Annotated in this window: 17 protein-coding genes and 2 pseudogenes; 11 read left to right on the top strand and 8 right to left on the bottom strand. The window is 68.7% G+C overall.

Annotated elements, in window-relative coordinates; translation table 11 throughout:
* The first annotated feature begins 175 nt into the window (after window positions 1-175).
* Complete coding sequence (locus tag ACFZAU_RS36965; protein ID WP_500555828.1) at window positions 176-1462, top strand: NsdA family TPR-like regulatory protein; 1287 nt, start codon at window positions 176-178, stop codon at window positions 1460-1462.
* On the opposite strand, the gene cutA is transcribed toward ACFZAU_RS36965, so the two are convergent.
* Complete coding sequence (gene cutA, locus ACFZAU_RS36960; protein ID WP_500555827.1) at window positions 1463-1795, bottom strand: divalent-cation tolerance protein CutA; 333 nt, start codon at window positions 1793-1795, stop codon at window positions 1463-1465. It abuts the gene before it with no gap.
* 57 nt (window positions 1796-1852) lie between these two features.
* The gene (locus ACFZAU_RS36955) at window positions 1853-3592 is read right to left on the bottom strand and encodes an AIPR family protein (protein WP_500555826.1); all 1740 of its coding nucleotides are present in this window, start codon (window positions 3590-3592) and stop codon (window positions 1853-1855) included.
* Window positions 3593-4063: 471 nt separating this feature from the next.
* Here ACFZAU_RS36955 and ACFZAU_RS36950 point away from each other — a divergent pair, with 471 nt between their 5' ends.
* Together ACFZAU_RS36950 and ACFZAU_RS36945 are read left to right on the top strand one after the other, a co-directional pair.
* Window positions 4064-4432 carry a hypothetical protein gene (locus ACFZAU_RS36950; RefSeq protein ID WP_500555825.1) on the top strand — a complete coding sequence of 123 codons (369 nt, stop codon included), beginning with the start codon at window positions 4064-4066 and terminating at the stop codon, window positions 4430-4432.
* Window positions 4433-4440: 8 nt separating this feature from the next.
* On the top strand, window positions 4441-4575 hold the full coding sequence (locus ACFZAU_RS36945) for a hypothetical protein (protein ID WP_500555824.1): 135 nt from the start codon (window positions 4441-4443) through the stop codon (window positions 4573-4575).
* A 116-nt stretch (window positions 4576-4691) separates the two neighbouring features.
* Here ACFZAU_RS36945 and ACFZAU_RS36940 read toward each other — a convergent pair whose 3' ends face one another.
* On the bottom strand, window positions 4692-5924 hold the full coding sequence (locus ACFZAU_RS36940; protein WP_500555823.1) for an MFS transporter: 1233 nt from the start codon (window positions 5922-5924) through the stop codon (window positions 4692-4694).
* 256 nt (window positions 5925-6180) lie between these two features.
* Between ACFZAU_RS36940 and ACFZAU_RS36935 the strand changes: the two genes are divergently transcribed.
* A complete protein-coding gene (locus tag ACFZAU_RS36935; RefSeq protein WP_500555822.1) occupies window positions 6181-6873 on the top strand; it encodes a protein kinase family protein in 693 nt (230 codons plus the stop codon).
* A gap of 253 nt (window positions 6874-7126) precedes the next feature.
* Here ACFZAU_RS36935 and ACFZAU_RS36930 read toward each other — a convergent pair whose 3' ends face one another.
* Entirely contained in the window at window positions 7127-7492 is a 366-nt protein-coding gene (locus ACFZAU_RS36930; protein WP_500555821.1) for a hypothetical protein, read from the bottom strand.
* Between the two features lie 967 nt (window positions 7493-8459).
* Between ACFZAU_RS36930 and ACFZAU_RS36925 the strand changes: the two genes are divergently transcribed.
* The gene (locus tag ACFZAU_RS36925) at window positions 8460-8717 is read left to right on the top strand and encodes a hypothetical protein (RefSeq protein ID WP_500338971.1); all 258 of its coding nucleotides are present in this window, start codon (window positions 8460-8462) and stop codon (window positions 8715-8717) included.
* A 35-nt stretch (window positions 8718-8752) separates the two neighbouring features.
* The gene (locus tag ACFZAU_RS36920) at window positions 8753-9091 is read left to right on the top strand and encodes a PIN domain-containing protein (RefSeq protein WP_500555865.1); all 339 of its coding nucleotides are present in this window, start codon (window positions 8753-8755) and stop codon (window positions 9089-9091) included.
* Between the two features lie 160 nt (window positions 9092-9251).
* Here ACFZAU_RS36920 and ACFZAU_RS36915 read toward each other — a convergent pair.
* The 4 genes and pseudogenes from ACFZAU_RS36915 to ACFZAU_RS36900 all read right to left on the bottom strand — a co-directional run bounded on the left by ACFZAU_RS36915 (window position 9252) and on the right by ACFZAU_RS36900 (window position 14784).
* Window positions 9252-11954 (bottom strand): annotated as a pseudogene (locus ACFZAU_RS36915) (helicase associated domain-containing protein).
* Between the two features lie 379 nt (window positions 11955-12333).
* Window positions 12334-12807, bottom strand: a complete 474-nt coding sequence (locus ACFZAU_RS36910; protein ID WP_500555820.1) for a hypothetical protein — start codon at window positions 12805-12807, stop codon at window positions 12334-12336.
* 367 nt (window positions 12808-13174) lie between these two features.
* Window positions 13175-13977: pseudogene (locus tag ACFZAU_RS36905) on the bottom strand (IS5 family transposase); the annotation flags it as partial.
* A 198-nt stretch (window positions 13978-14175) separates the two neighbouring features.
* Entirely contained in the window at window positions 14176-14784 is a 609-nt protein-coding gene (locus tag ACFZAU_RS36900; protein WP_500555819.1) for an HhH-GDP family DNA glycosylase, read from the bottom strand.
* 206 nt (window positions 14785-14990) lie between these two features.
* Here ACFZAU_RS36900 and ACFZAU_RS36895 point away from each other — a divergent pair, with 206 nt between their 5' ends.
* From ACFZAU_RS36895 to ACFZAU_RS36875, 5 genes are all read left to right on the top strand, one after another.
* Window positions 14991-15152, top strand: coding sequence for a type II toxin-antitoxin system Phd/YefM family antitoxin (locus ACFZAU_RS36895; RefSeq protein ID WP_500555818.1), 162 nt, complete (start codon window positions 14991-14993; stop codon window positions 15150-15152).
* A 34-nt stretch (window positions 15153-15186) separates the two neighbouring features.
* The gene (locus ACFZAU_RS36890; protein ID WP_500555817.1) at window positions 15187-15552 is read left to right on the top strand and encodes a hypothetical protein; all 366 of its coding nucleotides are present in this window, start codon (window positions 15187-15189) and stop codon (window positions 15550-15552) included.
* On the top strand, window positions 15549-15872 hold the full coding sequence (locus tag ACFZAU_RS36885; RefSeq protein ID WP_500555816.1) for a hypothetical protein: 324 nt from the start codon (window positions 15549-15551) through the stop codon (window positions 15870-15872). Before ACFZAU_RS36890 ends, ACFZAU_RS36885 begins: the two co-directional genes overlap by 4 nt.
* Before the next feature lie 262 nt (window positions 15873-16134).
* On the top strand, window positions 16135-16611 hold the full coding sequence (locus ACFZAU_RS36880; RefSeq protein WP_500555815.1) for a hypothetical protein: 477 nt from the start codon (window positions 16135-16137) through the stop codon (window positions 16609-16611).
* Window positions 16612-17176: 565 nt separating this feature from the next.
* Window positions 17177-18040, top strand: a complete 864-nt coding sequence (locus ACFZAU_RS36875) for an LLM class flavin-dependent oxidoreductase (protein ID WP_500555814.1) — start codon at window positions 17177-17179, stop codon at window positions 18038-18040.
* Window positions 18041-18678 lie beyond the last annotated feature (638 nt).

Here is an 18678-nt window from a genome sequence, read left to right as displayed (position 1 = left end):
TGCCATGGTGCCTGCCTCTACGTCAGATGGTCGGCCAGGCCCGTAGCGTGCGGGCCTGAGGGCTGATCGCTTCACCATCGCCGAGCAGGGCGTTCCACGCTTCCCACCGGTGGGTACCCACCGTGGGGATAAGGTGACTTTGGGTACGGACATCAACGGCCGCACGGGGTACCTCATGAGCGATCAATCGACGGCGTTGCCACCGGAGCTGCTTGAGCGGCTCGAGATGAGAGCAGCACTTTCTGCCCACGACTTCGGTACGGTCTTCCTGCTGGCACGGAGCGAAGCTGGCATCAGCTACTCGCGGATCGCCGCTGCCTGCGACATCAAGCCCGAGCGAGTTGGGACGCTCGCTCGCGGCCGCGGCCGCATTACGACGTACGAGAAGATCGCACTCATCGCAGACGTCTTTCGTATCCCTGGGCACATGGTGGGCCTGACCCCTAGAGAATGGGAAGCAGCGACGGATACCGACGATGCACTACGCCGCCGCCAATTCTTGAAGGCCTCTGCCGCGGCGGGTGCTGGCCTTGCCGTTGGCTTGCCAGAGCCCGCACGACTGCAGACTGGTCGGCGAGTTGACGCCAGCATCCCGGACCACCTGCGCCGACGCACGGCCCGGCTGAGGGCGTTGGATGACATCCTCGGCGGCGGGGACACATATCGCGTGTACCTGAGTGAGTATCACGAGACGCGCCACCTGGTCCGCCACGCCGTGTGCTCCGAGCCTGTCCGCCGTAACCTGCTCTCCGTGCTGGCAGAGCAGGCTCAGCAGGCCGGATGGGCAGCGTTCGACGGAGGCCGCCGCGCCGAGGCCCGTGGTCTGTACGAGGCAAGCCACGATGCTGCCTCGGAGGCCGGTGACTCGGGACTGGCCGGCAACGCCCTCGCCTTCCTGGCTTACCAGACGCTCGGCGGCGAACCGCGGACCGCCGTCGAGATTGCTGCACGGTCATGCGTGACCGCCGGACCGGACGCTGCGGCCGGGGTCCGCGCTCTGCTGTATGAGCGACTCGCATGGGCTCATGCGGTTGCGGGGAACGCAGCTGAGACCGAACGCGCATTGGCGACAGCACGCGACGCCCTTGGAGAAGCGGCTGGCGCCCCACAGCCGAACTGGTCGGCCTGGGTCGACAGCAACGAACTCGACATCATGACCGGCCGGTGCTGGACCGAACTGAAACGTCCTCTCCGTGCCGTCCCCGTGCTGGAGAAGGCTCTCGGCGCCTTCGACGATACATGTGCCCGAGACAAGGCGCTCTACCTGTCGTGGCTGGCGGACTCTTACCTGGCCGCCGGCGAGGTCGAGCAAGCGGCCGCCGTGACCGGTCGCGCCCTTGACCTGTCGACCGGAGTGGCGTCTGTGCGGCCCCGGCAACGGCTCGGACCAGTTCTACAGCGGCTTGGCGACCACCGTGCTCTCCCCGCAATCGCCGACGTACTAGAGAAAGCGCGCGCTTGACTACTCGACGGGGACAGGCGTGGTGCTGGCGCTGATCCAGCGTAGGCAGCCCTCCGATCCGGTGACGATCGGCGTCGCTGAGAGCTGTGGATTATCCCAAGGGTGATGCTTGAGGACGTGAGCCTCCAGCGCGGGGTACCGCCCCGCCGAGGTCGTCATGACGAGCTTCCACTCCTCACCGGTGCCAAATGCGTCGGCGTGCCAGAACGCCGAGGTTACGGGTCCGATGATCTGGGCTCCTGCGGCCAGGCGCTCGCTGACCGCCGATCGGGCCAGCGCAACAGCCTGGTCGCGTGTCTCCGTCGCTGTGCTCACTTCGAGGTACTCAGCCATGGTGGCGAGCGTAGCCGCCGGTGTATGCGAGGGGCCCGGCCCGTCCATGGATTGGGGCTAGCGTTCGATGTGGAAGCGGCCTTGTGAGATGACGGCTTGGCGGAGTTTGGTGGTGAAGTCGGGGGTGCGGGCGATGCGGTCGACTCCGCCGGCTTTGCTTTGACGCAGGGCGGTTTTGAAGTTTTGTTCGAGGACTCCGGTCATGCGGGTCATCAGGTCGTCGTTGAGGTGTTCGAGGTCGATGTGGAGCAGGTCCCGCGGGGCGGGCTGGCGTAGCCGGGTGAGGGTGTAGGCGGACATCGCTGCCAGCGGGTAGAGCCAGTTTTCCAGGGTTTCCCCGAGCAGGGGATGGTCTTCGGCGTAGTGGGTCAGGAAGTCGCGCAGGTGGGTGTGAACGTCCAGACTCAGGCGGTAAATGTCCAGGTCCTGCCTTGGGGAAAAGATCTGGCCGTAGTGCTGGTCGTCCAGGAGGAGGGCTTCGGAGTGCCGGAGGGCGGTGTGCGGCTCGCGCTGCGCGAAGGCGGTGAACTCTCGAGCCAGGCGGGTCATGCTGACGACGCGGTCGAGGGGGAAGCCGAGGTTGCGGTAGTAGCCGGCACGGCGTTCGTAGTAGTAGCCGCCGGAGTGGGTGAGGCTCTCCTCGATGTCCTTCTGGATGGGCTCCGTCGCGCGCAGGGCACCGGCCGGTAGTTGGGTCTGGCTGTTGGTGGCCCTGATGATCCTGTCGCGGGCGGTGCCTGACTCCGGGGCCACCACGATTTTGACCAGGAGGGACCTGTCGCGGTGCTGGCCGCCGTTTTGGAAGTAGGCGTAGACCTCGTGGCTGGTCTGCAGGCCGTTGACGATCTGAGGATCCTTGACGACGATCTTCTTGCCGGCGATCTGGGCCGCGTCGGCGACGACGGTGACGCCGTTGTTGAACCACCAGAAGTCCTCGCCCGTACCTGACTTGAGGGTTTCGCCGATGGCGTTGTTCACTGCGGTGGACCCCGCGTAGTCACGCACGTTCGACTCGAACAGCTCCAGCCTCAACGCCTCATTGTCGGAGATGATGAAGCGGTAGTACTCGTCCAGCCTGGCCAGGCAGACATATCCCTCGCCCAGCGACGTGCTCATCGGTGTCTCGGAGAACACTAGCTGCGCTACGGCCCTGGCCCCGCGGGCGGTACGCTCACGCAAGTCTGCGGCGTTGAGGTACTCGATGTCCGCCGCGGCATCAGAGGTGATCTTCGCCAGCTCCCGCCGCAGCCGGTCCCCCTTGGACTTCACATTCGGGTGCGGGCTCTCCGCAGCCTTGCTGGCGTAGATCACTTTGATGCGGACCTGAGGAAACGAGGAGGCCAGCTCCTCCAGGATGTGCAGGAAGCGCCGGGTGCGATCCAGGAGCTTGGCATTGGTGTGGGGCGCCAGTTCTTCCTCATCGCGTCCCATGTTGAGCAGATCAGGCAGGTGGAAGGCCAGCTTCTCGATCACCGTCTCCTGGTAGCCCGTGGAGGTCTTGGCCTGTAGGATGACCAACTCGATGATGCGGGCACGCGGCGACAGATACCGGTGGGCATCCGCCGTCACATACCGGTCGTCCACAAACGTCCAGATGCCGTCGATCCCACAGTCATGCGCCCCGTCCACGACGCCGTCCATGATCTCGTCATTGTCGAGATCCCACTCCTGCAGCGCCTTGTCGGCAGCGAAGAAGGTGAAGAAGTCTTCCCGGCTCTTCCCGGGTGCCAGGTGCCGGTGCTGGTCATCCAAAATGCGGTCGAGCAGGCGCTGGTCGTTGTTCTGCACAGACGTCATGCAATCCCCCCACCGAACGGCAAAACCCCCGAAAATCCTGACAGGTGAACGTCAGGGTGAACACCCCCTTGCGCGCACCTAACCAGCACGCAACGCACCGCCTGGGGTCAGAGCAGTCCGGCCTGCGACCGGAGGAGGGGTATCCCTCGCTCCAGCCGATAGGTGATCTTCCGCTGGGGGGTGGCTACGGCCGTGGATGCCGGCGTTGGGCCCGTTCACCGACGGTGTTGACCACTGCCTGATCTCGGATGCGGTCCGCGCGGCGGAGAAGCATCGGTTCCTGTGGTTCGACAAGGCCAGACGCTGGGCGGACGCCACGGACGAGACCGCGTCCGCCGAGCACACCTTGGACAGCTGGGCGCCGTGCGTCCAATTTGCCGCTTTTTCAATGCTGCTAAATTTCTGTGCTCTGGCCTGGGAAAGCTGCAGGTCACTCAGTCTGCTCCCCGCACCCGCGGGGATGGTCCGCCGATGGCCCAGTCCGGTGGCGATGACGTCGACTGCTCCCCGCACCCGCGGGGATGGTCCGCCCTCGTACTCGAAGGACTCCAGGAGCTCCCGCTGCTCCCCGCACCCGCGGGGATGGTCCGCCGGGCCGCCCGGGTTCGCGTGCTGAGCGGCGAGGACAACGACGTCGAGCTTCGGGCCGGGAAGAGGCCGCTGTTCCGCAGCGAGTGCACCTACTACTGCCCTGACGAGGCCACTGCCCGCCGATGCATCGAGGCGCTGGCCGAGTCCGAGAAGCGGCTGCGGGAGCGGCCGGAGGTGCTGATGCTCTGGGACTGGCAGTCCACGTACTTGGAGGCCGAGCAGGACAACCCCAATGGCGGCGGCACGTGATCCTCGGCGTGGCCTGGTATGACGCTGAGTTCTTCGCCGACCGCAAGGAGGCGTGGTTCGGCGCGATGCACCAGCGGATCTACCAGGGCCTCGGCATCCCGCTGGAGAACATCGAGGTCACCCACTGGAGCCGCGTCGCCTGAGCGGCTGATGGGCTGACGCAGGGGTGAGCGGCCGGGTCCGCCGTGGCCTCCCTTGGGGGGGAGGAGGTGCGGGCCCGGCCTTCGGCGTTACGGAGGGAGGATCGGGTGAGGGGGCGTCAGTCGCGCGACAGCGCGGGCTCGGGCTGCGGCACGCGCAGGCCCTCGTCGCGCGTCCACCACCAGGCGGCCGCCGTGCCGACGCCGGCGACGGCCACCGTGCCCAGTCCGCCGGCCAGGAACCCGGCCGTGGGCGAGCCCGCCGCGACCGCGGGGACCACGAGCATCGACGCCGTTCCGGCGGTGCGGATCACCGTGAGGTCCAGCGACATCAGGCGGCGACGCGGACCGGCCGGGAGGCCGGCGAGGTGCGTCTGCAGGGTGACGCCGCAGAACGGGGCGATGAAGCCCGAGGCGGCGGCGAGCGCCAGGAGGACCGGAAGGTTCGAGGCGAGGCCATTAAGGGCCAGCAGCAGGCCGGAGGTCGCCCACACCGCGCAGTACGCAGCGGGCAGCCGGGACGGGAGGCGGACGTGTCCGGCGACGAGGTTCCCGGCCAGGGCGCCCGCGCCGGTCGTCGCCAGGAGCAGTCCGTACGTTCCGGCCCCGGCGTGGAAGCGGGCGGCGAGTAGGGCGGGCAGGGCGAATGAGACCGCCTGGGCGAAGATGCCGGCGCCGTGCACGCCGATCGCGGCGCCGGTCGCCGGGTGGGAACGCAGCAGCACACGGGCCCCGAGCCTCTCGGGCGCGGTCGGACGCTTCCCGGCCGGGGCGCTCTTGCGGGCGCTGCGGCCGAGGCGGGCGAGCACCGCGGCGGAGACCGCGAACGTGGCCGCGTCGAGCCAGAACAGCGCGGGCTGCGGCATCACCGCGAGGAGAACACCGGCTGCGCCCGGTCCGGCGATGCGGGCGACGCGGCCGGTGAGGTCCATCAGCCCGTACACGGCCTGCACTTCGCCGGGCTTCACCAGATCGGGCACCAGGGCGCCAAGGTTGGGGTCGAAGACGGCCCCGGCGGCGCCGACGGCGGCGGCCAGGACGAGCATGCCCGGCGTCCCGAACGTGCCCCAGGCGACGGGCAGCAGGGCGACGAGCACGATCCGGGAGGCGTCGACCGCAGCCAGCGCTCGCAGCGAGGCGAAGCGGTCCATCACGCGGCGGCCGACGGTGCCCATCACGACGTACGGCACTGACTCGGCGACCGCGACCAGGCCCATGGCGGCCGCGCCGGACTTCTCCCACGCCAGCCACATGATCGCCATGGCGTACAGGCGGTCACCGAACACCGACAGCGCCTGCGCACCCCACAGGGCAAGGACGCGGCGACGGCGCAGCAGTCGGACGTACCCCAAGATCACTCCCGCCCTGGAATGCGCGAAGTCCCGGCCGATGAGGCTGGCGGGACGCCAACACCCTAGGGGACGTATCGAGACGGATGAGACATGACGACACACCTGATCCCGGTGGAGGCGGGTATCGCCGCAGAGGCGACGTGCGGCGACGGAACCGAACTGGAGGCGATCAGCGACCGGCGCGGGCGCCGTGTGCAAGGCGACCGGCCCGCTCCGGACTGCGGCCGTGAAGTGGGGGAGCGGCCAGGAAGGAACGGTGATCGCTGCCCGTGAAGCCGCGGCCCTGTCGGTCAGGGGCCCGGGCCGCGTAGTGGCCTACGGGCGCGGCAACGCCTCGGTGTGGATGATCACGGACTGGTACGACGGCCCGTCGACCCGCGAGGCCCTGGCCGGCGTCCGCGACGGCACGGCTGATCTCACGGCCGCCCGTCAGCAGCTGGTGGCCGTGGTCGACGACGTGGCGGCGCTGCACGACTCCGGTTGGGTGCACGGCGACCTCCAGCCCGAGCACACCGTGCACACCCCGGACGGGGTGAAGTTCCTCGACCGCTCATGGGCCTGGCACCCGAGACTGCTGGCTCCGTCGAACCTCTTCCGGGGCGGCCTGCCGCACCTGCTCCCGCCGGAACTCGCGTGGAAGGTCCAGCGCGGCGAGCTGCCCGTGGTGGTGTCGAAGGAGGCCGAGGTCTACGCTCTGGCAGCGAGCCTGTGGTGGGCGGTCGATGGCGGCTGGCCGCTCGACTACGCGGCGGCCGACGTCGACCCGTCGTGCCTGGCCGGGCCGGAGTTGCGGCACGCGATCGCGACCCGGGGCATCCCGGTCCGTGAGAGCGTCGTGTGGCCTGACGTCCAGGAAGTGCTCGGCCGCGTCCTGGTCCAGCCAGACTTTGAGCGGCCGCAGGCGGGAGAGCTGGCCGCTCTGTTGCGGTCGGGGTGCTACGCGGGTTGAGGGCCGTATTCAGCAGTCCCGCCCTGGCGTACGGCGGTGGAAAGTTCTGTGGAGTCTTATCGATCGGCCACTCTCGTCGTACGCAGCCACCACGGCGCGGGCCTCGAAGATCTGGGCCCACATCGGGCTATTGCGGGCGGGTACAGAGCCAGCCCGATCGCGGCCAGCGTATGGCCCCGACCTCTCGACCTCTCGCCCTATGGCAGGTCCCGTGCAAAGCCGCTACGCCAACCCCGACGCTCTCGAGCACAGATCACCGGGGTATCTGCCGCCCCGCCTCGGTAAGGACAAGCGTGAGGTGACCCAGCCACTCAAAATCATCCGGGTAGTCCCAGCTCTCAGCATCGGCCAGCAAGGCGGGAAGGTCATGCCGTTGGATGGATGGACCGGGCTGGAACCCCGCTGTGCCGTTGGGATCCGTCCGGGGGATGTAGCAGGAGACTTCGATCCAACCCTTGTCGATGAGCGGCAGAAGGATGGCGGCAAGCTCGGCAGGGCCGGCGGACGCCAACGGCTCCTCTAGATCTCCCCGAACACCGGGCAGGATGTCGATCTCCGTCGCATTGATCATGAATGCGCGCTCTGCTGACGACAGCTCGTCCGTTGCGGGGTAGCTCACCAAGGGATCATCGCAGGTGCAGAGGAGGTGGAGGCGCGGCAAGCTCTCGCACCCGTCGCCGGGCCGCCTACGGGTGGCCAACAGTGACATACGACGACAGCGGCCGACCGCCATGTTCGGCATGGACCCGCAGGCCACCCTGCTCTATCTCGCCGACCACGTCGACGAAGGCCATCTACCGGCTCCGTGAACAGTCCGCCTGGTTAACAGAGGCGCAGGCCGCCCGGAAGTTCGTCTTCGATGATCTCGACCAGCCAGTCGAAGGCGGTCGGGCCTCGGCCCGCGCGGGCTTCCGTGGCGTCAGCGGCGGCCGAGTCGCCGTTGCCGGCGGTTTCGATCAGGGTCCGCGGCGGCCGGAAGGGGGTCTACGGGGAGAGCCGCGTGTTCACGGTCGATCAGGACGAGGAGGTCACTGAAGCTCTGGGGGCGGCGTTGCGGATTCTGGTGGGATGGTGCGCCACGGGCCAGGAGGGGGCAGCAGCGACAGGTTGGTCTCCGCAGCGTGCCGGTGAGGGCCCAGGCGATGACTCTGCCGGTGCTGTGATGTCGCTGGATGCCGTGGCCTCATGGGGTGGCCTGAACAGCTCCGGGCGGCGAACCCCTCCGTGCCGAGGGCCGGTGTAGCCCACTCGCTGGGGGCTGCTGGAACGGCGGACATGGCGTCCGATCTGCCACGCGCTACCGGCCAGAGCCCGGCCCGTGGCCGATCGCAGGCGCCTGCTGCCTTTCGTGCCGAGGGGCCCGTCCCCGCCTGAATCACGGGGCATGTGGCGCGAACGGTGGTCCCGGGCCGTCACGGTTTGGCGTCGCGGGTGATACTCCGGGCTCGACCGCCAAGGTCCCGCAAGCCCGCGAGCACGTCCGGGGCGCTGCGTGTTCTGTGGTGCTGTTCTCTGCCCCAGGGTGCACACGGGTACGTACCCGTACCCCCTATAGTGTGGTGCGCCACCACGAATGGAGACCGCACGTGTCCGATGCGAATGTTCGTATCCCTGCCGAGGCCCGGGACCGGCTGTCGGAGATCGCCGCGGCCGAGGGCCTGTCGCTGCGCGCGTACCTGGCCCGCCTGGCCGACACCCTCCTGACCCCTGCAGAGCGGGCCGAGCGCGCCGAGCAGGCCCGCGCCGTCCTCAATGCCTGGAACGGCTACGCCCCCACCCCCGCTGAGCAGGACGACCTGGACGCCGAACTTGACCGCCGCCTGACCCAGGCCACCGCCCGGTGAACCAGACCGTGCACGTCGTCCTGGATGACACCGCCATGGTCGCCGCCGGCCGCGGCAACCTCCTGGCCTCCCGCCTCATCCACCGCGCCCACGCCGAAGCAGGCTGGCACCTGTACGCACCCACCTGCGCCCTGGTCGAAGCCGACCGCGCCCGCCCCGGCACCGCCGAGCACATCGCGGCCCTGCCCGGCATCACCGTCGTCGACCTCGACCTGCCCGCAGCCCTCGCCCTCACCCGCGAGGCCACCTGGGCCGCCGCCCACACCCGCCACACCGCCCAGCCCACCCCGGAACGCCCCGACGGCGCGGTCATCGCCACCACCGCCCCGGACCAGTGGGCCGGCCAGCCCGTAAGGACTCTCGACCTGACCTGACCTGACGGCCGAGGCCACGTGCTTCGCTACGCCGCGGCGTATTTGATCAGGACGCGTACCGGGGAATCGCGAGGTGGCCGGGCAGGGCGTCACCCCCGGCTGACACCGAAGCCCAAGGTTAGTGTCGGCCCGGACCTCGGGTCCGGGCAGACACTGCCCCCTATGCCCACTTCACGCCCAGCCTGCGCAGCTCGTTCAACTGCTCCTGGCTGAGCTTGTCCCGCCGCTGCTTGGTGTTGGAGATCCATACGCCGAGCCGGACTGCTACCGGCTCTGCTTCACCGTCGACAGCGATGGGTTCGCTGCATCCTCGCGGCACTGGCCGGTGTGGGCCTTCGCGTTCGATCCATTGTGCAAGGGCGGTCAGGCCGCGTTGGAAGGCCTGCTGTGCCTTGGTCGACGGCTTTACCCCAGCGCCTTGCCCGGCCGGGGGAGGGGTGACTTGTTCGGCGGGCGTGATGCCGAGTGCAGTGAGTCGGTGCTGCTGTTCGGTGCTGAGCTGCGCCCAGCCCGTAGACTGCCGTACCAGCCACGCCCCAAGATCATCGCCTTCGTAGCGCACGCCGGGTTGGATGCCGGCTACGGAGTGGTCGGGTTCGCTCTTTGCGAGGTCGCGGAGGATGGCGTAGGGGCGTTGCCAGTCCAGGGGCCAGGGGCAGTTCCAGTCGGGGTCGATGGCGGCCAGCTGCGCCGCGCGGTCCGCTGCCCGTTCGGGGTCTTTGCCGAGGCCGTCTTTGCGGCGGAGGTTAGCCAAGGGTTGCCCGATGGGCACCGGTTTGCCGTCTCCGTCGTCGAGGGCTTCGCCCCATAGGGCGTCCTGTCGCGGTGCGAGGTGCCCGTGGGCGCGGTGGAAAGAGCGGAACGTGGCGAGTTTGGTTTCCCAGGCTTGGTCGCTGGGTTCCCAGATCATGCCGGCTTCCGGCTCGTCGAGGAGTTTTCTGCGGCGTTCTTCCAACTCTCCGGCTCGCAGTGCTCGTCGTTGCTGGTTGACCCAGCGTCCGAGGGGGAATCGGGTCACGCCGAGTTCGACTTCGGTGTCATACGGCACGGCGTGCAGGCCGGTGATGCCTTTCTCCTGGCGCCACCTGCGCAGTGCCTGGTAGCCCTCGAGCCAGACCAGGGATTCGGGGCGGTAGACGCGTGTGCGCAGGAACGCGGCGATGGTGGCGGGGTCGCGGGGGGTGGCGAAGTTCAGCAACGCCGACTCCACCGCGCCCGCACTCTCCGCGCCCTGTTCTTGGCCCCCGCCGCCGGATCCGCCTGCTGCCGCGCCACCACTGGTGGTGCCGATGATGCGGCCGTCCGTGTCTCGCTGGACGTGGACGGTGCGGGCTCCGCTGCTCAGCGCACGTGAAGCGAGCTGCTCCACGAGTCGTTCGTCGTGACTGCGCAGTCCCTGGAGTACCGCTACCAGGGGCCGGAACGACGCGGAGGCGATCATGTTGTCCGGGTCTTCACCCCGTTGGAGGAAGACCGGGACGATGATCCGGGCGACCTTGGTCGTGCCGTCCGCCTTCGGCCGCAAAGCGCGGCCGATGTTCTGGACGATTTCGACTTAGGAGCCGCGGGTGTCGGCGAAGCAGATGGCTTCGACGCCTCGTTCGCCGGTGATGTCGACGCCTTCGCCGAGGACCCGCACGCTGGCGAGGAAGGCCCGGTGAACCTGTCGGCCCTGGGCGTCGGTGCCGTTCGCGAACTGCTGGAGCACCTCACGCCGCTCCGCCACGAGGTGGTCGCCGCACAGCCACCCAGCCCAGACGCTGTCCGGGGGTACGTGGCGGTTGGCGGCGAGGTTGTAGAAGCCGGCGTCGATCGACGACGCCGGCAAAGCCCCGGCTTCGGCCAGGGCATGTTCGGACGGCTGGCTCCCGTATAGCTCGGCTGCGGTTTCCGGGAGTTTGGCCGCGAACGCGGCGGCGTCTTCGACGCGCTGGTGGAAGGTCATGACGGTGCGGAGGTTGTGGGCGGCGGCGTGTTCCAGCAGGGCGGCTTGCAGCAGGGCGAGGCGCCGGCCCCGCATGGCTTCCTCGGAGGCTCCCAGGGTGAGGTCGGGGTCCTGGATTTCCAGGACGTCGATCTCGAATCCGGCCAGGATTCCGCGTTCGACCGCCTCTGACAGCCCGAGTTCGAAGATCCATTCCCCGTAGGTGCCGGCCGGGTCGGAGACCATCGATGCGATCTCCAGCTCGGTCCCGTCCTTGCCCTTCGGCGGCCGCGGCGCGGCCAGGATCCGCGGTGTCGCGGTCATGTACAGCCGGTAGGAAACGGGGATGCGGGTGTTGTCGTGGATCGCGGCCCAGGGCCGCCCGAGGTCCCCGGCGGTGCCGTGCGCCTCGTCGATGACGGCGAGGTCGAACGGGGCCAGCTGCTGCCCGTACAGGCGCTGCCCGCCGGTCAGGGCTGCCTCTAGCGGCCCGCGCACCCGTCCGCCACCTGTGATGTCCTCAGGGTCCTCGCGATCCACCAGGGAGGCGTAGGTAGCGAGCACGACCACGGGCCCGGTACCGGCCCACAGCGCGAGCTGGATGGGGTTCGTGGTGGTCCGCACCTCCAGCTGCTCCAGCAGTTCGTCGCCCTCCAGCGAGCAGACGCCGACCATGGGCCCGCGGTGCCCGACTCGGCGCCAGGCCTGCGCGGTCTGCACGAGCAGGTCGAGCGTGGGCACCATCACCAGGACGCGACCGTCCCGGAACAGATCCAGCGCAGCCACAGCCGCGGTGATGGTTTTCCCCGATCCGGTGGCGGACACCAGCGTGGCCCGCGCCCCGTCGTCGGGGACGGGGGAGCGTGCGGGGAATCCCGCCCACTGCCGGATCCGCGCGTTCGCTTCGACCTGGTGCTCGCGCAGCCGGACGCTATTCACGCCTGCTCCTCCTCCTGAGCCGGTTCCACGGCCACCGCCGTCTGCGCCCTGTTCCTGCCCGCACGCGCTGGTCGTGCAGGTGCTGAGAGCCAGGGCGTCCGGTGTGACACCGTACCGGCCAGTCTCCGGCCACGGGCCGGCCTGCGGCCCGGCCGCCGCTCTCGGGTGTCGCGCGCGTTCCGGAAGCGGCACGGGAACGTACTCGGACCCCCCGGTGGTGTCCTGCAGCACCGTGAACGGAAGACCCCGCGTGCCCGATGTGAACGTCCGGACCCCCGTTCGGCCGCCGAGACGCCCGGGGCTGGCTCTGCTCGTGAGAACGGGTTCTGGCACGAGTTGTGTGATGGGTCCACGCAGAGTGACTGCGGCTGTGAGGGGGTCAGATCTGGTTTCCCAGGTGCCGGGCGTTCCAGGAGCTGATTATTGCTGCTCGCTGGTCGTCGAGATTCACGACGTCTCCGGGGGGTGCAGGGGCGAAGATGTCGACTATCTCAGAGCCCTCGCTCTGCCGTTCCGAGTGGCGGACGTATGCCTGCCGGCCGTTGGTGAACTGTCGCAGTTGTCCGGAAGGTTGGACGTTGGGGCGGGCTCCCTGGCAGCACAGGAGGCGACCGTCACGTTCGAGCTGTTGCCGGGCCTGGGAAAGGCAGTCGAGATAGTCGGTCCCGCTGAACTCTAGGCGTGAGTGAGCATCGAGGAGCGCGATGAGACCGGTGGAGGGATCACTGAGGCAGATGGTGACGTGACGCACCAGGCCAGCAGCGTCAACGGTCTGAAGGAATATCTCCTCGATCCACTTCGGCGGAGGAACGTCGCTGCCGTCAGTTGTGTCCTGCTCGGACCGGCTATTCATACCGACCATGATCTCTGCCGTTGGCAGGCCATGGAAGCTCTCACTCCACCAGCAGGACGCGCTTGCGGAGGAGGGCGAATTTCACCCGCACGCGCTGGTCGTGCAGGTGGTGAGAGCCAAGGCGTCCGGTGTGACACCGTACCGGCCAGTCTCAGGCCACGGGCCGGCCTGCGGCCCGGCCGCCGCTCTCGGGTGTCGCGCGCGTTCCGGAAGCGGCACGGGAACGTACCCGGACCCCCCGGTGGTGTCCTGCAGCACCGTGAACGGAAGACCCCGCGTGCCCGATGTGAACGTCCGGACCCCCGTTCGGCCGCCGACACGCCCGGGGCCGCTTCGAACGAGGAGACCTTAACTGATCGTTTCTGAATGACGTGCGGAGTCGTCGGAGGCAGATGATGCTGCAGGCGAGTTCCAGGAGGCCCTGGTGGAGGTCGGCGCGGCGTTCGTAGCGGGTCCGGAGTCGTTTGAACTGGTGGAGCCAGGCGAAGGTGCGCTCGACGACCCAGCGGGTCTTGCCCAGGCCGGAGCCGTGGGCGGCACCGCGTCGGGCGATGAGGGGCTTGATGCCGCGCTGCCACAGCAGCCGGCGGTACTTGTCGTAGTCGTAGCCGCGGTCGGCAAATAACCGCTTGGGCTTGCTGCGCGGACGCCCTTGAAGTCCCCGTATTCGGGGGATCGCGTCCAGCAGTGGGATCAGTTGTGTCACGTCATGCCGGTTCCCGCCGGTCACGGACACGGCCAGCGGGGTGCCGCGGCGGTCGACGATCAGGTGGTGTTTGGAGCCGGGACGGGCTCGGTCGACCGGTGAAGGCCCGACGTGATCCCCCCTTTGAGGGCCCTGACGTGGGAGCCGTCGATCGCGCAGTCGTCCATCTCGAGCAAGCCGGTCTTGCGTAGTTCGGCAAGGAGCTCCGCGTGCAGCCGGGGCCAGACACCGGCTTCGGTCCAGTCCCGCAGACGGCGCCATGCGGTCACGCCCGAGCAGCCCACCACACCAGCAGGAACGTCCCGCCAGGCCACCCCCTTGCGCAGCACGTAGACAATGCCCGCCAGCGCAACACGGTCAGGCACCCGAAGTCGGCCTGGGTGCCGGTGCCTTCGCTCGGGCTGCGGCGGCAGCAGCGGGGCTATGCGCTTCCACAGGTCATCAGGGACAAGATCATCGGACACCCCGCAGACCCTGCCGACGAAGATCACTGACTGCCAGCCGACACGCCGATCTCATTCTGCAACGATCAGTAAGGCCAACTTGGCCTGCGCCGAGTTAGATCGACGACGAAGCCTTCACCGCCTACGCCCTCGACGACCCCACGATCGCCGCGCTGCGCTCTTGGGCTGCGCACAAGGGGTTCCTCCGGCAGGTCCGATTTATGGGGATTGCGACATGTACCGCCACACGGCGTGCTCCAAGCCGGCGCGGTCATGTCCGAGGAGATCGGCGGTCTCTTCGTACACCGCCCGTAGCTCCCCATAGCCTGGGCCCGTGACTCCGGCCTGGGCGGCGAAGGCGCGCAGGTGCACGTCGACGGCGATCTGGGAACGGCCGACGAGGTTCCTGAGATAGTCCACGCTTTTTGGCCCCACGCCCATTATCTTCCGCAGGGCGTCACGGTTGGCCTGCCGGCCGAGCCATGCGTGGAGCTCGTCGCGGGTGTCGACGCGCCTCGTGACCAGGAGGTCGGTGAGGGCGTGGGCGGTGGCGACCCGGCGGGGGCTGTTGAAGTCCATGGCGGTGGAGAGGTCTTCGGTGGCCAGACGTGCCTGGAAGCCCTGCACCGTGGCGGCGTCGGGCCAAGCGGCCTGGAGTCGGATCAGCCGCGGCCGGATCGTCGACTTGTACCTGCGGCGGGCGTGGAAGCTGGCGTCGCAGATCACGGCGCCCATGTGCGTCCAGCCGCGAGACGGGAGGAACGGGCCGTCGCCGAGGGCGGACCGCACGTGGGCGGTCAGGCGCTGCACCGGGCTGTGTGCGGTCACCGGCCCATGATGGCGCCCGGCCGGGCCCGCACACCCGGGAACACCGAAAGCAGGGGAAGGGAAGAGGAACCGGCGCCGGGGCGCTGCCGGGCGGGAGGGCCGCCGAGTGACGAGGGGGCGACGGCAAGTATCGCAACTATGATAGTTCGGGCACTGTGACGTCCATGGAGACGAGGACATACACGACAATCGACCTTCGTAAGGCCATGGGGGAGATCCTTGACCGCACCCGGATCGCGGGTGAGGCGGCCGCGATCACGCGCAAGGGGAAGACGGTGGCCTATCTGGTGCCCGCCGAGTGGTTCGAGCAACACCAGCAACAGCCCGGGCAGCAGGCGGCCTCCGACGTCGGCCAGGACGCGGCCTGAAGCGCCAGGCAGGAAGACCGGGAGCCCTGACTTCATGACTGCTCAGCCAGTGCATTTCGATGGACCCGGGGGAGATGAAGCCCAGGTTCCGTTGATGCCCGAACGGACACCGCAAGCCCTGCGTCTGGCGATCCAGGAGCACGCCCCGCATCTCCTGCCGGACTTCGAGTCCCATTGGCACCAGGCGATCGGGGACGCTTCCAACCTCACCCCTGTGCCGGCGTTCATGCGGCTGTGGTGGACCCAGTACGCCATCGCTCGCGACCCCCGCCTTGCAGCACACCTTCACAGTCTCGAGGTCCGCGCCGCGAAGTCCGAGGACCCTAAGGAGTCGGCCACTCTCCTGGCCGAGTACAGCCGCCTGCGGCGTGAAGCGGCGACTGTGAAGCCTGGCCAGTGACGGACGACCTCCCGCAGCCGCCCTGGCAGATGGACTGGACCGCCGAGGCACGACAGGAATTCGACGCGATGCGCGCCGACGGCCGGCAACTCGTCCTGGCCGCCCGCGCGGAACTGATCACCGTCCAGGACCCCTACTACCGAGGGATCGACGCCGGCGCCTGCCTGCCGCATTGGATCACCGTGCGCCCCCTTGCCTCTATCAGCCCCGGCGGACCCCACATCGCCGATCTCGCCGGCGGGCGTGGATGGCTCGTCTACACCTTCATCCGCGGCCACGCCGAACCCCAGATCACCATCACCGACGCCTTCTGGATCTGACGGGCCGTGAGCTGACGGCGCGTGCCCGCCCGGCGGGAAGCTGCCCTTGCCCTCGCTGAGGGAGCTGCAGCAGGGGTGGGGGATCGCTGTGGCGACCGGGCAGAAGGTACGGCGCCCACTGCGCGGGACGGCCTGGCCGTGTTGCACCCGTGGCTGCGCGTGTTCGTCACGAAGCCGCCGAGCCGGGGCGCTGACCGCGGGTACTGCCCCGAACAGAATGGGCGGCGCATCTGTGCAGGTCAGCGAAAGCTACTGTGCCGCTATGAAATCCATCCTGTGGGCCATTTGTACTGCCGTGCTCGGCCTGGCGATTGTCGCCGTGGTCGTAGTCATGGCCTTGCTCTACTTCGATGGGCGGAACAGTGCCCTCGACGTGCTCATCGTTTCTGCGCCCATTTTCGTTGGTCTCGGGTTCGGTGTGTCCGGTGCCTGGCGAAGAGCCAAGGGCACCCGGTCGGCACCCCGGACGCCGCTCAGTGCCTGGGGCAAGGTTTTGTGGAATGTTCTCGCGCTGTTCCTGTGTTTCTGGGCTCTTGTCTTTTTCGTGACAGCCGGCAAGGTTCATGAGCCAGCCATGGCGGTCATGTGCGTCGTGCTTGCAGGCGCCTTCGTGTGGGGTGCCGTACGGGCCTGGAAGAGGATCGGTGTGACCGGCCAAACTCAAGAGCCTGGCCGTCCTTACAGCGCTCGCGACCCCAAGACGGGCGAATGGGCGAAGTGGGACCGAAGGCAGCGATAGCCCCGGAGATACGAACGCGCCTCCGCTGTCCCGAAGGACAGCGGGGGCGCTCCACGGCCGCTACGCCACGTCGTCGCCAAGGCCACGTCAGACGGATCAAAGGGTCCGCGCGCACCGCTTTTCGTGCGCCCCGGCGGGAAGCCCACGGGGCCACGAATTCCTGCTGGGGCTTCGAGCTGAACCACCCGTAGTCCCGCCTTTGCCGCAGGCCCGATGGGTTCGGTCATGCAGGCAGTGGCGGCTCGATCAGTCCTCCGGCCGAAGCTGCTGACGAGCCGCTTCTAGCCTGCGGTCGTAGTCAGGCGTGAACAGCTCAGGAAGTGCGGTCGAGCGTTCCGGCGATGGATGGATCGGTGCCCAGAGCGCCGGAGTGTCGGCAACGCGGCTGAGGTCCCTACCGGGCCATGGCGGTCAGGGGAGTGCGCCGTGCGATCTCGGCTTCCCCAGTGCCGTGGCCGGCGTCGGCACCACGTGCCCCGGACCGTTCGAGCGGTTCGGGAAGGCGGGGCCGGTCGAGGCGGAATTGCGATTGCCTCGTGCCTGGCCTGCTGGGCATCCTGCGGGGATGCGCTTCTCGATCAACGTGCCCAACTTCGGGGACTTCGCGGACCCCCGCAATGTAGCGACCGCGGCGGCCGCCGCTGAGCAGGCCGGCTGGGACGGGTTCTTCGTGTGGGACCACATATTGCACCGTCGGCATCAGGGACGTCCCTTCGGCGACCCCTGGATGCTGCTGACCGCCGCCGCACTGGCGACCTCCCGGATACGGCTGGGCACCCTGCTGACACCGGTTCCTCGTTACCGTCCGCAGCAACTCGCCCGCCAAGTGGTCACGCTGGACCACCTCAGTGGCGGCCGGGTGATCTTCGCCGCGGGCCTGGGCGGTCCGGTCGAGGACGAGTACGCGAGTTTTGGCGACACCGCCGAGCCGCGCGTCCTGGGCGAGCGCCTTGACGAAGGACTGGAGGTGCTCAGGCGCTTCTGGTCGGGCGAGCCGGTCGACCACCACGGCCGGCACTACGAGGTGCGGGACGTGACACTCCTGCCCGCCACCGTGCAGCAGCCCGCTCCGCCGGTCTGGATCGGCGGGTTCTGGCCGCGTCGGGCGCCCATGCGGCGGGCCGCGCGCTGGGACGGCGCGGTGCCGCTGTTCGAGACGGCCCGGCATGGTCAGGTGCCGGACGTGGCGGAGGTGCAGGAGCTGGTCAGCTTTGTGCGTAAGCACCGTACGGCCGGGATCGAGCGCCCCTTTGAGTTCGTGCTCGGCGGTGCGACGTCCCTGGACGCGGCGAAGGCCAGGGACGTGATCGGGCCACTGCGGGACGCGGGCGCCACGTGGTGGGACGAGCGGCAAATCCAGAGCAGCCCGGACCTGGACCGCCTGCGCCCGGTGCTGCGACGCATCGAGGCGGGCCCGCCGTCGGTCTGACAGTGCCTGCGCGCATTCTCGCCGATTCCGTGGTCCCGGAACGAGTTGTGCGCTCCGCGCGTGACGGGAATGCCCACAGTGCGACCCGTGCCGCTCGGGGTAGGGCCATGCCACAGGCGGGACGGGCCGACCTCGCCGCGGTGTTGACGTCCGTATGCCGTTTCCTGCTGCCCGGCGGACAGAGCCGGGGGCGGGCCGTCGGCGATTGAGGGTTGGTGTGGTCTGCGCTGCACGCGCCGTCGGCACTGTGTTCCGGACGCGGTAGGGCAGGTACCTGGCGGCCGTGGTGACATACGTGTGGCCTAGTCTCATCGCTGGCCACATGGCCAGGGTACGGATGCCTTTCGGATTACCCTTCCGTGCCGGGCCAGGTCTCCCCGGGAAGTCGGGGAGGCCTGGTGCCAAGCGATGGGAGCTCTCCATTCCCCCGCGCCCGCAGCCGCCTCGACCTCGGCGGCCTGGCATGGATCAACGAACACCCCGACGGAAACCCGCAGGCGTCACATCCCTGGCCAACCGACGACCCGGTCACCGCTGGGGCTGAGAAGCCGTTTCTCTATCGATCATGGTGAGCATCGGTTCGAGTGTGGCGACTCGGTCGGGTGATCTCCGGGATGTCCGGGCATGAGGGTAGGGCC

The organism is Streptomyces sp. NPDC008238 (assembly GCF_042956445.1).
Taxonomy (GTDB): domain Bacteria; phylum Actinomycetota; class Actinomycetes; order Streptomycetales; family Streptomycetaceae; genus Actinacidiphila.
Note: the sequence above shows the minus strand (reverse complement) of the source record. Positions and strands in the feature narration are given on the sequence as shown.